Origin of the sequence: Lysinibacillus capsici, assembly GCF_003367505.1 — a bacterium.
In the GTDB taxonomy this organism is placed as follows: Bacteria; Bacillota; Bacilli; order Bacillales_A; family Planococcaceae; genus Lysinibacillus; species Lysinibacillus capsici.
Genome location: NZ_PXXX01000006.1, coordinates 155,889 through 169,684, shown reverse-complemented (window position 1 = coordinate 169,684; position 13,796 = coordinate 155,889). Strand labels below are relative to the sequence as shown.

At 37.7% G+C, this 13,796-nt stretch carries 17 protein-coding genes; 2 read left to right on the top strand and 15 right to left on the bottom strand.

Annotated elements, in window-relative coordinates:
* Positions 1-63 precede the first annotated feature (63 nt).
* Positions 64-1,758, top strand: a complete 1,695-nt coding sequence (locus C7B89_RS03015; protein ID WP_115673145.1) for an FAD-dependent oxidoreductase — start codon at positions 64-66, stop codon at positions 1,756-1,758.
* A gap of 38 nt (positions 1,759-1,796) precedes the next feature.
* On the opposite strand, the gene C7B89_RS03010 is transcribed toward C7B89_RS03015, so the two are convergent.
* The 11 genes from C7B89_RS03010 to hmpA form a co-directional block, all read right to left on the bottom strand.
* Positions 1,797-2,747, bottom strand: a complete 951-nt coding sequence (locus tag C7B89_RS03010; RefSeq protein ID WP_004231872.1) for a c-type cytochrome — start codon at positions 2,745-2,747, stop codon at positions 1,797-1,799.
* Positions 2,748-2,981: 234 nt separating this feature from the next.
* Positions 2,982-3,686, bottom strand: coding sequence for a DsbA family oxidoreductase (locus C7B89_RS03005; protein WP_115673144.1), 705 nt, complete (start codon positions 3,684-3,686; stop codon positions 2,982-2,984).
* A gap of 12 nt (positions 3,687-3,698) precedes the next feature.
* Positions 3,699-4,475, bottom strand: coding sequence for a sulfite exporter TauE/SafE family protein (locus C7B89_RS03000; protein ID WP_103118920.1), 777 nt, complete (start codon positions 4,473-4,475; stop codon positions 3,699-3,701).
* An 80-nt stretch (positions 4,476-4,555) separates the two neighbouring features.
* Positions 4,556-4,786 (bottom strand): sulfurtransferase TusA family protein, encoded by a 231-nt coding sequence (locus tag C7B89_RS02995; RefSeq protein WP_112118009.1) that lies wholly within the window; start codon positions 4,784-4,786, stop codon positions 4,556-4,558.
* Positions 4,787-4,927: 141 nt separating this feature from the next.
* Complete coding sequence (locus C7B89_RS02990) at positions 4,928-6,055, bottom strand: MBL fold metallo-hydrolase (protein WP_115673143.1); 1,128 nt, start codon at positions 6,053-6,055, stop codon at positions 4,928-4,930.
* A gap of 79 nt (positions 6,056-6,134) precedes the next feature.
* Entirely contained in the window at positions 6,135-6,530 is a 396-nt protein-coding gene (locus tag C7B89_RS02985) for a DsrE/DsrF/DrsH-like family protein (protein WP_048394137.1), read from the bottom strand.
* Positions 6,531-6,547: 17 nt separating this feature from the next.
* Positions 6,548-7,096 carry a sulfurtransferase TusA family protein gene (locus tag C7B89_RS02980; RefSeq protein ID WP_115673142.1) on the bottom strand — a complete coding sequence of 183 codons (549 nt, stop codon included), beginning with the start codon at positions 7,094-7,096 and terminating at the stop codon, positions 6,548-6,550.
* A 66-nt stretch (positions 7,097-7,162) separates the two neighbouring features.
* Positions 7,163-7,459: a rhodanese-like domain-containing protein gene (locus C7B89_RS02975; RefSeq protein ID WP_048394133.1), complete on the bottom strand. Its 297-nt coding sequence runs from the start codon at positions 7,457-7,459 to the stop codon at positions 7,163-7,165.
* 12 nt (positions 7,460-7,471) lie between these two features.
* Positions 7,472-7,813 (bottom strand): rhodanese-like domain-containing protein, encoded by a 342-nt coding sequence (locus C7B89_RS02970; RefSeq protein ID WP_066037989.1) that lies wholly within the window; start codon positions 7,811-7,813, stop codon positions 7,472-7,474.
* 41 nt (positions 7,814-7,854) lie between these two features.
* Entirely contained in the window at positions 7,855-8,115 is a 261-nt protein-coding gene (locus C7B89_RS02965) for a metal-sensitive transcriptional regulator (protein WP_048394130.1), read from the bottom strand.
* A gap of 220 nt (positions 8,116-8,335) precedes the next feature.
* On the bottom strand, positions 8,336-9,502 hold the full coding sequence (gene hmpA, locus C7B89_RS02960) for an NO-inducible flavohemoprotein (RefSeq protein ID WP_115673141.1): 1,167 nt from the start codon (positions 9,500-9,502) through the stop codon (positions 8,336-8,338).
* A gap of 190 nt (positions 9,503-9,692) precedes the next feature.
* On the opposite strand from hmpA, the gene C7B89_RS02955 reads away from it, so the two are divergent.
* Positions 9,693-10,130 (top strand): Rrf2 family transcriptional regulator, encoded by a 438-nt coding sequence (locus C7B89_RS02955; protein WP_048394127.1) that lies wholly within the window; start codon positions 9,693-9,695, stop codon positions 10,128-10,130.
* 49 nt (positions 10,131-10,179) lie between these two features.
* On the opposite strand, the gene C7B89_RS02950 is transcribed toward C7B89_RS02955, so the two are convergent.
* The 4 genes from C7B89_RS02950 to C7B89_RS02935 all read right to left on the bottom strand — a co-directional run bounded on the left by C7B89_RS02950 (position 10,180) and on the right by C7B89_RS02935 (position 13,738).
* Complete coding sequence (locus C7B89_RS02950; RefSeq protein WP_103118922.1) at positions 10,180-11,160, bottom strand: GNAT family N-acetyltransferase; 981 nt, start codon at positions 11,158-11,160, stop codon at positions 10,180-10,182.
* A 177-nt stretch (positions 11,161-11,337) separates the two neighbouring features.
* Complete coding sequence (locus C7B89_RS02945; RefSeq protein ID WP_115673140.1) at positions 11,338-12,456, bottom strand: DUF4179 domain-containing protein; 1,119 nt, start codon at positions 12,454-12,456, stop codon at positions 11,338-11,340.
* The gene (locus C7B89_RS02940; protein WP_115673139.1) at positions 12,428-13,018 is read right to left on the bottom strand and encodes an RNA polymerase sigma factor; all 591 of its coding nucleotides are present in this window, start codon (positions 13,016-13,018) and stop codon (positions 12,428-12,430) included. The genes C7B89_RS02945 and C7B89_RS02940 overlap by 29 nt, the downstream gene beginning before the upstream one ends.
* Positions 13,019-13,243: 225 nt before the next feature.
* On the bottom strand, positions 13,244-13,738 hold the full coding sequence (locus C7B89_RS02935; protein ID WP_048394119.1) for a DUF1648 domain-containing protein: 495 nt from the start codon (positions 13,736-13,738) through the stop codon (positions 13,244-13,246).
* Positions 13,739-13,796 lie beyond the last annotated feature (58 nt).

Here is a 13,796-nt window from a genome sequence, read left to right as displayed (position 1 = left end):
AACCTTTATTTAAGAGACTCTAAATACCCCATTATGTATTTACTATGAAAAGGAGTGTTTACATTGAGTAAAAAATTTTTAATAGTCGGCGGCGTTGCAGGTGGTGCATCCACAGCGGCTCGTCTTCGTCGTCTAGATGAAAAGGCAGAAATTATTATATTTGAAAAGGGGCCGAATGTTTCATTCTCTAATTGTTCTCTCCCCTTCCATTTAAGCGGGATTGTTGAAAATAGCGACAAATTAATTTTAATGACGCCTCAAGGCTTCCAAACAAAATACAATATAGAGGCTCGTGTTCAGCAAGAAGTTGTACGTATTAACAGAGAGCAAAAAACCATCACCATTAAGGATTTAAAAACGAATAGAGATTATGAGGAAAGTTACGATACGTTAATTTTATCCCCAGGAGCAAGTCCTATCGTCCCTGACTTAGAGGGCATTCATTCTAAGCACGTCTTTACCATTAGAAACGTGGCTGATATTGACCGTTTAAATTGGTATCTACAAACAGATAATGTACAGGATATTGCCGTGGTCGGCGGAGGCTTCATTGGTGTAGAGGTAGCAGAAAATTTGAAGCTAGCAGGCTATAATGTATCTCTAGTTGAATTTGGCCAACAAATTATGGTCCCTTTTGATTATGATATGGCTCAAATCTTACACAAGGAAATGACTGATAAAGGGGTTCAAGTTATTGTCAATGACGGTCTTGCAAAGGTTACACCAAATAATGTGACGTTGAACTCAGGCAAACAATTGAAAGCCCAAGCAGTAGTATTAGCAATTGGCGTTCGACCTGAAATCCGCTTAGCCAAAGAGGCCGGGCTAACAATTGGTGAACTCGGAGGTATTCAAGTTGATGCAAATTACGTGACGTCTGATCCTTCCATATATGCTGTGGGAGATGCGATTGAAGTATTCCATCAGCTTACCCATAAACAGACGCGCCTTGCTTTAGCCGGTCCCGCTCAACGACAAGCACGTGCAGCAGCTAATCATATGTATAACATCCCTCATCACAACAAAGGAGTCATTGGATCTTCAAGCGTACAAATTTTCGATCTCGTATGCGCGACAACAGGTTTGAACGAAAAAACAGCCCTAGCAAATGGCTTTCAAGCAAAAAATGTTTATTTGATAGCTCCAGACAAAGTAGGACTAATGCCAAATAGTAATCCACTTCACTTTAAGCTCGTTTATGAAACACCGACGGGTAAAATACTAGGGGCTCAAGCAATAGGTAAAGGTAATGCAGATAAGAGGATTGATGTTATAGCTACCCTCATCACAATGGGCGGTACATTAGAAGATTTAAAGGAGCTAGAGTTATCCTATTCTCCAATGTTTAGCACTGCCCGTGATATTGTTAATTTGGCAGCTCTTGTAGCTCAAAATCTATTACACGGACACTTTAAGCAGGTAAAAGTTGATGAAGTAAGGGAACTCATTGAAAATCAAGCCTTTTTCTTAGACGTTCGTGAAAAAAATGAATTTGAATCCGGTCACCTTATCAATGCACACAATATTCCTCTAAGTGAACTTCGGGAAAGAATGGATGAAATTCCGAAGGATCAAGCAGTGTATGTGCATTGCCGATCTGGTCAACGTAGCTATAATGCTGTTATGGCCCTTCAAAATAGCGGTTTTTCTAACGTCTTTAATGTAAGTGGGTCATTCCTAGGGATTTGCTTATACGAATATTTTACAGATATCACAACGAACAGAGATAAAATAGTAACTGCTTATAATTTTAAATAAGTTAAAGGGATGCCAATTATCAGCATCCCTTTTCTTCGTTAATTTGTAGACAAAACTTTTTCCCAGTCAATCGTACCATTTTTAACTTGTTCACGTTTTTCCTTAGTCATGATGTCATTTGGACGCCCGCCTTTTGGCCAATCTTTTTCATGGTTTGCCCACTCTGGACGATCTTGCGATAAAATAAATGCAGCTAAATCTGCAGCTTCTTGATCTGTTAATGTTCCCGCTGCACCTATCGGCATATTATTTTGAATATAGCCAGCCATTTTTGACATACGTGCCATACCTGCGCCATCATTAAATGAATTATCTCCCCATAAAGCTGGGCCAGTATTAGCACCAGTTCCTGCGCCATCAGCTGCATGACAGGCTATACAGGACTGTGCATAAAGCTCCTCACCATCTGCAACATTTGGAATCGGCACATTCTTCATATCACTTGTGCCCGCCCATTCACGTTTTGCTCCAATCGGAACACCTTCAGAAATATAAGCGAAATACGCCACCATAGCCTCTAGTTCATCACTATTCATTTCGAATTTTTTACCATTCATACTCCGAACCATACAGCCATTAATCCGTTCTTCTATTGTAACTACACCACCTGAGCGTCCAATATACTGTGGATAATTTGCCATTACACCTACTAATGATGAGGCTTGCTCGTCATAGCCAGCACCGGCATGACAGCTTGTGCAAGATAATTGGTTGCCCACATATTCATCTGCCGCAACATGTGTGTTATTAACAAGTTCATAGCCCGTTAATATTGCTTCTTTCATTGGACCATCTGGTACTTCTTCAATACTTGGCGGAGCATAGACCACTGACTGAGCAGCTGCTGTTGTTGGTATTTGTGTTTGCACTGTCGCTTCTTTCTCACTCACATTCGAATCAACTGTAATTTTGTCACTGACAAACGTCCCAACAAAAATGGCGCCTGCTAACAGTACTGTTCCTGCTACTCCTGCTACTATAGGTTTCATCTATAATACCCCCCTTTGTATTCTCACTTATATTTTAGCAACATAACAATTTATTGGATGTGATTTTTCTCACACTACCATAAAATAGAACCATTCAGATGATAAAAAAGGATAAATTATACATTTTATTTTGTTCTATAACACAGAAAACAAGACTTAATACCTCTTGCAGTATTCATTTGTTCGAAAAAAAAGCGTCAAGTACACATACGCACTCGACACCTTTAAAGTCTTTTATAGTTTACACTGTCCATCAGCACATACCGATTCTCCATTGCCATTTATCATTATCGTTGGCTGAATACCAGCTATTTCTGCAGCTTGATGCAAAGTTCTCACAAACACTTCATTCGGCTCAGCCCCTTTAATACCATAACGATTTTCAAATACAAAGAACGGTACACTTTGTACGCCAAGTTGCTGTGCTTCATAGCGATCCTTGTCTAGCTCTTCACTAAAATCAGTTGAAGCTAATATTCCCGCTGCAACTTCTCTATCCAAATCTAATTGCGCAATAACTTTTAATAAGAACTCATCTTTATTCAAATCTTCACCATCTTTAAAATAACCAGCCATTAGTGCTTCCGTATAAGCTATCGCTTTACCAAATTGCTGCGTCCATTTAGCTAAACGATGAGCCTTTTCTGTATGCGCTGTTTTCACCTTAGCAAAATCATAATGCAAACCAACTTCCGTTGCTCTCGTAGCTATACCCTCGACCATATCTTTCACTTCATCTAGCGTGACATCATACTTTTTAGCCAGCGCCTCATAAAAAGAGGGTGCATTCACTTTCGGGATATCTGGGCCTATTTGAAATGCTTTATATTCTATTTCCACTAATCCTGTATAGCCTGCGATGCCAATCGCCCGTTCCAGTTCTCGCTTGCCAATATAACAAAATGGACATGTAAAATCAGAGAAAACTTCAATTTTCATTACCATACCCCCTTATAATATATCCATCCAAATTTTAATAGCTGTTGCTAATATAAGAACCGCTAAAATAATTTGTAGGAATTTAGTATTTAACTTGCCCCCTATTCTCGCACCTAGAGGAGCAGCTATTAGACTAGCTACAATCAAGATGAGCGCTGGATAATATTCCACTTGCCCAGTCATTAATTTACCAATAGTTCCTCCTATTGAGGAGATAAACGTAATAGCAAGGCTTGACGCAATGGTCATACGAGTAGGGATTCCTAAGACCACAAGCATGATTGGTACTAATAAAAATCCACCAGCTGCCCCTACTATCCCGGAACCGATACCAACAACGAAAGCTAATAGGGCCGACAATGGTTTATTAAATGTAACAGCCTGCATCGGTTTATCATCAATTTGCTTTTTCGGTATGAACATCATCACAGCTGCAATCAATGCAAGGATTCCATAGACCATGTTAATACCAGACTCAGATAAAAATTTTGAACCGAAGCTACCCACAAAGCTTCCCGCTAATATGGCGCTCCCCATATAGATAATGAGTGATTTATTTAAATACCCACCTTTACGATAGACCCAAACACCTGAAAGAGCAGCAAAAAGTACCTGAATCGCACTTATTCCTGACACCTCATGTGCAGAAAAGGCCGCAAATCCTAGTAATGGCGGTATATATAGTAGCATCGGGAAATTAATGATGGCACCGCCAATACCTAACATCCCTGATACAAATGAACCGAGAAAACCAATAAGTAAAATGGTTAAGATCCATGCAATATCCATTTAGTTTTCCTTCTTTCTGGCTGTATTCAACAAAAGGAAAGAAGGGTTGTTCTACTGTAATAGACAACCCTCAATCAGCCCTATGCTTTCTGAATGAAAAATGTAATAACGCCAGCCTCTTCAGATTGATCTAAAATGATATGACCTCCTGCTTTTGCCCAAGCAGGAATATCCGCTAAAGCTCCTTTATCTGTCACCTGAACTTCTAAAACTTCCCCAGACTTTAGGGTATCTATTGCTTTTTTTGTCTTCACAATAGGCATTGGACAAGAAAGGCCTTTTGCATCTAGTTGTAAACTTGATTTCATCATATTCTCCTTCAACTCGGCAAAGGTTGTAAGCGATTTTGCCGGTTCTTCTTGTTTTATATCTTCATGAAGGATGAGCGCCTTCAATTCACGAAATTTACATATAATAAGCATACATGCATACTCATTGCACTTTAGCATGTTTTATCGTACTGCACAGCGATTTGGTCCAATTTCCATTTCTGTTTGCTCATCTAACGCAGGTGTGATTTTCCCCATATTCACCTGACGAATTTCCTGATAAGCATTTGGTTGTGGAGGTAATTCATCTGTTACCACACGTCTAAATTCTTCTTCATCTTGAATATTTAATCCATGGTTTTGTACAAATAAATCCCCTAGTCGTCTAGCAACCGTCCCATCTTCATTCAGCTCATCAATAATCATAAAATGTGCTGGTAAGACAATAAGTTCATCAGACAATTCTCGATAACGCTTGTAAAGCGTGTATCGTAAATCTCCAACCCAGTCATCAGCAAGGCCAGCTAAATCAGGACGTCCGATTGAATCGATAAATAAAATATCTCCTGTTAATAAATATTTGCTGTCAACAACAAATGAAGTAGAGCCTATCGTATGACCAGGAGAATAGATAGCTCCTACATCTATTTTTGATGCACCGATTTGAACAGTCGTTCCATCAACCAATGGTGTATAGTGGAACACAACTTCCTCAGCGTCCTTAGGTGGCAAATAATAGGTTGCGCCTGTCATCTCTGCAATATGGCGCCCACCTGAAATGTGATCAGCATGTAAGTGTGTATCAAAAACATGTTTAATTTGGACATTTTTATGTTCTGCAAAATTTATAAACACATCTGTAAAACGTACAGCATCAATAATAGCTGCTTCACCTTCAGAAAGGACCATATAAGACAGACAGCCCTTTCCTAAGCGAACAAACTGATAAAGCTCACCACCGCCTGTTAAATCACCTACTTTAATTGGCTCTAAATATTCACTCCAGGATTTCATACCTCCAGCTAAATAGGCAACCTCAATACCTGCCTCAGCTAACATTTCAGCAACCATTAAAGACGATCCTTCTTTAGCACAAACGACTAATACATCTTTATCAGTTGGGATATTCGGTAAAATATTATCAATACCATCTAACAGTTCAAAATACGGTATATTTAAGTACTCAAAACGATGTCCATCGATTTTCCAATCTTCGAATGCATCCGCATTACGAACATCTAAAATAAACAACTCTTCATTGTGAATAACCTTTTTAGCTACTTGTGACGCGCTCCATTTTTGAATTGACATCTCTTTTACCCCCATTGGTATTGTTTTTATGTTTTTTATAGCGGAGAGGGGTGCCCTCTCCGCTTTTATAGGTAGGTCACTAGAATGTAAGTGACGGTGCTGCGTCTTTCGCGAATTCTAGGAACGTTACGGCTCCTCCCACTTCAATACCCTCAATGAAATCTTCAGTAGTTAAACCCATAACATCCATCGTCATCTGACAAGCAATAAATTTCACACCTAATTCTTGTGCCATTTCCACTAGTTGAGGAATAGCTGGCACATTTGCTTTTGTAAACCCTTCAGCATAGTGTTCTGCTCCAGCTGGCATTGGTAATGCATGCATACCTTGCTTATGAATTAAATTCAAACCTTCAAATGTAAAGAAGATAGCTACCTCTTTCTCAGAAGCTGCCGCAGCTGTTGCGATATTAAATACCTTATATGCATCAAATAAACCACCATTACTTGCAATGATTGCTACTTTGTTCGACATAATAAAATTCCTCCAATTTAAATGTTTTTTGTTAAATCGCCTGACCAGGATGTCATACCTGGTAAGACGTTAAATACTTTCGTAAAACCACGTGAAGCCAGCTTTTGCGCAGCCATGTCACTGCGTTTTCCAGTACGACAAATAACATATATCTCCTGCTCTTTATCAAGCTCAGAAAGTCGTGTCTCCAGTTCGCCCATTGGTATCGATTTTGCTCCCGCAATATGCCCAAAAGCGAATTCCGCTTCCTCACGTACATCTAGAATTAATCCTTTACGACTTGTGATTTGCTCTAAATCAATTGTTTGATCAAACGTCATTTCTTCTATTTGGTCGTTTGTACATTTACGAATATAGTGTTTCAGTACACCATCATCTTCTAAAGTACCAATATACTGATGACCTACAGTTTCAGCCCATGCCGCAATATCAGCTTTAGATCCTTTGTCAGTCGCAGCTACTTCTAAAATTTGACCATCTACTAAATCAGCCATCGCTTTTTTTGTTTTCACAATCGGCATCGGGCAAGAAAGACCCTTGGCATCTAGCTGAAAATCCGCCTTCATACTTTTCACAACCTCCATATACCTATAAGGGTATTATTTTAATCAAAAAAATATAGATTTAACCTATTACTGTACTTTTCCCTCCCAAGCTAACATACCACCAATCATGTTAGTTACATTAAAGCCATTACTTTCTAATAGTTGAGTAGCCCGAGCACTTCGTCCACCTGATCGACAAACCATAATATACGACTCCCTCTTATTTAATTCAGGTAGTCGAAACTCTAATAAACCTAGCGGGATATGAATAATGCCTGGGATGTGGCCAGCCTCTACTTCATCTACCTCTCGCACATCAATAAGATTCAGCTTCCCTCCTTGCTCCATCGTTTGTTGAACTTCTTTTGCTGTAATTTCTTTCACTTTTTTCTCCTCCTAGTATGCACTCATTCCACCACGAACATTAGAAACACGCTCAAAACCTTGCTTTTTAAGTTGCTTACAAGCCTGACTACTTCGCATACCACTCTGACAAATAACTATGATCTCTTTATCCTTCGGAAGGTTTTTAAAGCTCGACCCAAGCGGAACATTTTTAAATTGCGAGATATGCCGACCTTTATACTCAGCAGGCGTGCGTACATCGATAAATATCTTATCCTTATCATTCAGCATATCTTTTAATTGGGCTGTAGAAATTGATTGAACGCCCTTCGCTGGCTTCATTCGCCAAACGAAAAAGGCTGCCACAAGCGCGATAATAATCCATATTTCCATATGACCAGTCCTCCTTTTTATACGATTATGGGTATATCAAGTTATCGACTTTTCACGACCAAGTCCATCGCCTCTTGGATAGCAGCATTCATTTTTTCAGCATTGCCTTCAGCAGTCGATACACAATCTAATAAATTTTCACTTACAATGACACCAATCGTCCGGTCAACAGCAGAACGCACGGCAGATAGCTGTGTAATCACATCTTTACAACTTTGACCTTCTTCCATCATGCGTAAAATACCCCGCATTTGACCTTCCATACGTTTCACACGATTTGCAGTGTTTGAGCCATACGCCATTCTGTTATGCCCCCTTTCAAACGATAGATTGAACTTCCTTACGAGATTTATATTATACCCCTATAGGTATGTTGTCAACATAAAGCTTCTATCTTTTTTAAAATGCTGCAATTGCGAGTTACAATGTTCTCCCTATCGCTTTAACCTCATCTATCTGCTTCCTTATTATTTCAACAAAAAACCCTGCTACGAGTTATTACTCATAGCAGGGAGTTTATTTTTATTTAGCTAATTGCATGGCTGGCCCAAAGAATTCATAGTGAATTTTTTCATCTTTCACGCCAATTTCCTGTAAATTTTTAACAACCGCTTCCATAAAGCCTACAGGGCCACATACATATACATCTGCATTATCAGCTACTTTTTCAGCCAGCAATTCTTTTGTAATAAGCTTGTCTTCATCAGAGTATAAAGCTGTATAGGATGCATTCGGTAAGACGTTTACTTTCTTTTGAATGTCATCACTGAACGCTACAACCTTCTCATTACGAGCACATTGGATAAAGTTCACTTCATTCACTGCATTATCATTTAGAGATTGCAGCATACTGTTTAAAGGTGTTACACCGATACCGCCACTTACAAATGTAATTGGTGCAGCCGTTTCTTCTAACACAAATAATCCGGCTGGAGCACTTACATCTACCAAATCTCCAACTTGTAATTGATCATGAATATAATTTGACACTTTACCATTTGGCGTATGATCACTTTCACGTTTCACCGAAATACGATAGCCATCTTCTGCACTCGCTTGTGAAAGTGTATATTGACGGTTCATTAAATACTCTTCTCCTGGCACTTTCACTCGAATAGAGATGTATTGACCTGGTTCATAAGTTGGTAGTGGTGATCCATCTTCATTTACAAAATAAATAGAAGTTACTAAGTCACTTTCTACAACTTTTTTTGCCACTTTCAATGGTTTAAATAGACGCCAACCACCATTGTTCTCAGTTTTTTGGTATAACTCTTCTTCTACTTGAATGAAAATATCTGCGATAACGCCATAAGCCTCGGCCCATGCACCAATAATGTCATCAGTTGCTGCATCACCAAGTACTTCTTTAATCGCTTTTAATAAGTTTTCACCCACAATTGGGTAATGTTCAGGTAAAATTCCTAAACTACGGTGTTTATGTGCAATAAGCATTACGGCTGGTAAAATTGCTTCTAAGTTTTCAATATGAACTGCTGCAGCGTAAACAGTATTTGCTAATGCTGTTTGCTGACGGCCTTGTTCTTGGTTCGTGTGATTAAAAATATTTAGTAATTCTGGATGAGCTTGAAACATATTTTTGTAAAACGTCTTTGTGATTTCAACACCATGAACTTCTAATACAGGTACTGTCGCTTTAATAATTTGAATTGTTTCTTGTTTTAACATATCGCTTACCATCCTTTCGTGATTACAATATAACGCTTTCATTCTCTTAAAGCAATATATAAAATACATCTTTAACAAAATAGACATAATTAATGTATTTTAAATACATCTTTAAAAATAGGTTGTAGATATTATACTTCAATGTAAAAATGCTATAATTATTTTGAATTATAGAAAGTAGGGTGTTTAGATGCGCTTAACTTTATACACAGACTACTCTTTGCGCACACTTATTTATTTAGGCGCAAAGGAAGATGGTCAATTATCGACTATTCAAGAGATCTCAGATGCTTATAATATATCGAAAAACCATTTAATGAAGGTGACACACCAACTAGGGTTATTAGGTTACATTGAAACAATCCGTGGACGTGGCGGTGGAATTCGCCTTGCTATCGATCCAAAAACCATTACCATCGGTGAAATTGTTCGTCATACAGAAGAGGATTTTCATCTTGTAGAATGTTTCGATAAAGAAAATAACCTATGTAAAATAGCTCCAGAATGTCAATTAAAGGGTGTACTGTATGAAGCTTTGCAAGCCTATTTGAAAGTATTAGATCAATACACCTTGGACGATTTCCTTCATTCTAAGGAAAAATTAATGGCTCTACTGCTCGGTAAATAAAAATACCCGCTCAACATTTGTTGAACGGGTATTTTTTTTAGAAGTTTGCTTATAATTGCTTTGAAAAGAAAATCATATCCAATGCACGAATACCATTTTCATAAATTGGTTCTGGGTAATGACTGAAGTAGTCCTTTTCAATAGCCTCCATGCGAAAGCCTGCTTTTTGATAAAAAGCGATATTATCAATACTTGAGTTCGCCGTTCCAACTAATACCGTTTGATAACCATCCTTTTGACATTCTTCAGTGAGCTGTCGCAATATCTCTTTGCCTATTCCCTTCCCTTGATACTTTGGTACAATAGCAATATTCTTCAATTCAATTGTAGTATTAGTTTGAGGAATGACTAATGCCACTCCCACCAACAGTTCTCCACAATTAATTTTATATAATGTACCCTTATCTAAATATTTCCGAACTGCCACTTCACTCTCATCAGCTAATAAAAGCTGAGGTAAAAAGGCTTCTCGGTTTCCTTCTACCTTTTCTAGGGATGTTCGATAACGGACATAATCTTCTCGTTCAAAAACATTTAACACACATGGTTGCTTTTCCTTCACTTCTAACCACGAATGCTCCTCAGGATAATCTTTTTCCACCCCTAATCGAACAAAAGGTAGCTTTTCTTGTGCTTTTTGTGAACGGATATTAACCTTTCGGGCTCCTGCAAAAACACGTGATAATCCCAGCTCAAAAAACGCAATATCTAAAATAGCCGTTTTTGCTTCAAGATTATAGCCCTTCCCCCAAAATTGATAGCCAAGCCAAGAGCCGATATGACAGCTCTTTTTATGACGATCGATAAACATTAATGATGTCACACCAATGACTTGCCCCTCCTCATCTAAAATCACACGAGGGACGGTCTTACCTTCTTCTTCATCTATACGTTCACGCTTAATAAAATGAATTGTGTCTTCTACCTTGCCAGCAGGTAAGCCTAGGGCATCTCGAACCTGTGGCATAGAAGACAACGCATGCATAGCCTCAGCATACTTCACATCATGCCTTACTAACGTTACTGCCATCTTCTATTCCCCTTTATTTCTTAGGATTGAAAACTTATTCTTTATATATACTCCATATACTATAGATTATTCAAAAGCCTTGTTTTGCTAGTATAACTGAATATCCATCTACTTTATATAAATATAGAAAAATAAAAATTGAGAAAGTGAGCTTTTACTACACTTTCTCGATTATTTTTATGGTTGAACTGGTATAGTGATCTCTAGTTCAGGTATATATTGAATTTTCGGATAACCGTTTTTATCCAATTGAAACATACCTTTTTCGTTTTCCTTGAAAAGATGGATATAGGGTTTTAAGGTTATTGTTTTTGGAACAGATTCAAAAGGAGTGTACCGAAGATCATCAAGATGAATGTTTCCATTGGTAGCGTTCCAACCGTTTCCTCCAATTAATTCAATTTCACGACCATGCTCATCAATAATAACTATCCCCATTGTTAGTAGTGTTAAATTATCAGTGAACGTTGAATTATCAGTTAAAACCATCCGTGTTGTGATACTTGTTGTAACTGGTGTTAGCTTGACCTTTTCAAGAGTCAAATGAATATTGTCATATTGTCGACTTATATTTGGTGCTAAAGCTACATAGTCTTTCACTTTATTTTTCACAGGAATATCAATTTCAATGGGGTTTTCTATACCTTTGACAAAAGCTTGAATGGTTAAATCAAATTGCTCTGGGAAAGGCTTCCCTCCTTGATTTCTCAGATCTGAAAATTCAATAATGACAGAAGCATTATCTTTACCAGGGTACATAAAACCACTAATAGAATTGGACTCACTCGGAGCAAAAGAATTAATAGGCTCATCATTTATAAACAAATTATAATTACTGATACAATCCATTAAAGCTTCTTTCTGATCTTCTTTATAGGGGCGTTCAATAGCAATTGAAACACGTGTACCGTCATACGCTACTTCCGATACACTTAATGTAAACCCCTCCTGTGTCACACTTACCTGTGGTTTTGTAGAAAGTCCTTTTTCATCAGCCATCTGCAACCCCAAATCACCAGCGAGACGGAAAATTGAGGATAGTACAGGCACTTGTTTAAGCGTTGCAGCCATTGTTGGTGAAATAAATGATGTAATAAATAGCAAGCTAACTAGCATGGCTGTTGCAAAAGCAACTTTATAGTGCCATTTCTTCTGGTGCTTTACTACTTGTGGCTGCTCGTTACGTTCATATTTACTAATTACACGATCAACCAAATCAATTTCTACAGGTGTTTCTCGAATTAGCAGCTCTATTCGTGCCATTTCTTTATCCTTCTGCTTTGAATGAATGCTCATAAAATCCACCTCCTAACTTATTTTCCTTTATTAATTTTTTGCGTAATCGTTCATATTTTTTTCTTATTGTAGCTGGTTTCATATCCATAATTTCAGAAATTTCTTCAAAGCTATATTCTTCAATAGAACGAAGCAGTAAAATCCTTTTTTCATCTACATGTAAGTTTTCCAATAGCCTATGCACCATCTCATCATATTCAGGTATCGGTGCTTGCGTCTGCTTCACCTGTTCTCGCTTCACACTTAGCCAAAATTTATAGCCCCTATTTTTTGATTTTATGACATCAATACAATGGTGGTGAGCGATTTTATAAAGCCACGCCGATAAGGAAACCGTATAAGAAAATTTATGAATATTCTCTAGTCCTTTAATAAAAATATCTTGCGAAGCATCCTCCGCCTCCTCTTTGGTTCCTAGCATATAGTAACAATAAATATAAATTTGCTTTTGAAAACAACGAATGATTTCTGCATAGTCATGCGTGTCCCCTGATTGAACTTGCTCCACGATTGATTGAATATCTATATCAGCTCGCTCTTTTGATGGTTCTCGTGTAGTCAATGTTGTCCCCCCTCTCCAATCTATATAACTGAAATTATTAGAAGTTTGTGACACTAGATAAAAAATCTTAAAAATATTATTGAATGTCATCGAGTTACTTGGAGAAATCTTTTATATCTTCCCTTCTTCGCCTATATAACTGAAATCAACAGCCATTTGTGACACACTATAAAAATTTTTCACAAAAATAAAACGCTTAAGGGTAACCTAAGCGTTTGAGTCTCACTATTTTATTTTGTAGCTTGTTATAAACCCTTTAATAATTGGGATAAATACTCCTATCAATACAATGGGTAGGAACCACCATCCTAATGAATTTACCTCACCAAGACCAATACGAACCATCTGAATCGATATAAAAGCAAATAAAATGAGACAGATATTTTTTACTTGATTTAGTATTTTTCTGCTATTCAAATAAAATGCTTTTACATTACTTTCATCCAAACGTGACGGATAATTATGCATATGAGGTGCTTTTTCTAGCAGCCACATAACAATCCATAAAAATAAACCGATGAACGGAAGAATGAATAATTCTATTTTTGATCCCCATCGATCCACCTCACCTAATCCATTAAAATGACCAGGTATTTCATCAGGCAACTTACCCCATGCCAATATAATATAAAAGATGGATAAAATAAATATACTACCACCAATATAGTCCCATATCTTTTCTGATCTTGTTTTAGGTAACTTTAAAATTGGCCTATACATTTTCTCCACCCCTGTTCTTTTCCTTTACTACATCTACGTTATGACTACTATTAAAGTT

Bases quoted from the DNA above. Each gene is read 5' to 3' on its own strand.
- C7B89_RS02935 (WP_048394119.1), bottom strand. From the start codon at position 13,738: ATGTATAGGCCAATTTTAAAGTTACCTAAAACAAGATCAGAAAAGATA.
- C7B89_RS02995 (WP_112118009.1), bottom strand. From the start codon at position 4,786: ATGATGAAATCAAGTTTACAACTAGATGCAAAAGGCCTTTCTTGTCCA.
- C7B89_RS02950 (WP_103118922.1), bottom strand. From the start codon at position 11,160: ATGGCAGTAACGTTAGTAAGGCATGATGTGAAGTATGCTGAGGCTATG.
- C7B89_RS02945 (WP_115673140.1), bottom strand. From the start codon at position 12,456: ATGAGCATTCATTCAAAGCAGAAGGATAAAGAAATGGCACGAATAGAG.
- C7B89_RS03010 (WP_004231872.1), bottom strand. From the start codon at position 2,747: ATGAAACCTATAGTAGCAGGAGTAGCAGGAACAGTACTGTTAGCAGGC.
- C7B89_RS02965 (WP_048394130.1), bottom strand. From the start codon at position 8,115: ATGGCGTATGGCTCAAACACTGCAAATCGTGTGAAACGTATGGAAGGT.
- C7B89_RS02955 (WP_048394127.1), top strand. From the start codon at position 9,693: ATGCGCTTAACTTTATACACAGACTACTCTTTGCGCACACTTATTTAT.
- C7B89_RS02970 (WP_066037989.1), bottom strand. From the start codon at position 7,813: ATGGAAATATGGATTATTATCGCGCTTGTGGCAGCCTTTTTCGTTTGG.
- C7B89_RS02990 (WP_115673143.1), bottom strand. From the start codon at position 6,055: ATGTCAATTCAAAAATGGAGCGCGTCACAAGTAGCTAAAAAGGTTATT.
- C7B89_RS02985 (WP_048394137.1), bottom strand. From the start codon at position 6,530: ATGTCGAACAAAGTAGCAATCATTGCAAGTAATGGTGGTTTATTTGAT.
- C7B89_RS03005 (WP_115673144.1), bottom strand. From the start codon at position 3,686: ATGAAAATTGAAGTTTTCTCTGATTTTACATGTCCATTTTGTTATATT.
- C7B89_RS02980 (WP_115673142.1), bottom strand. From the start codon at position 7,096: ATGAAGGCGGATTTTCAGCTAGATGCCAAGGGTCTTTCTTGCCCGATG.
- C7B89_RS03000 (WP_103118920.1), bottom strand. From the start codon at position 4,475: ATGGATATTGCATGGATCTTAACCATTTTACTTATTGGTTTTCTCGGT.
- hmpA (WP_115673141.1), bottom strand. From the start codon at position 9,502: ATGTTAAAACAAGAAACAATTCAAATTATTAAAGCGACAGTACCTGTA.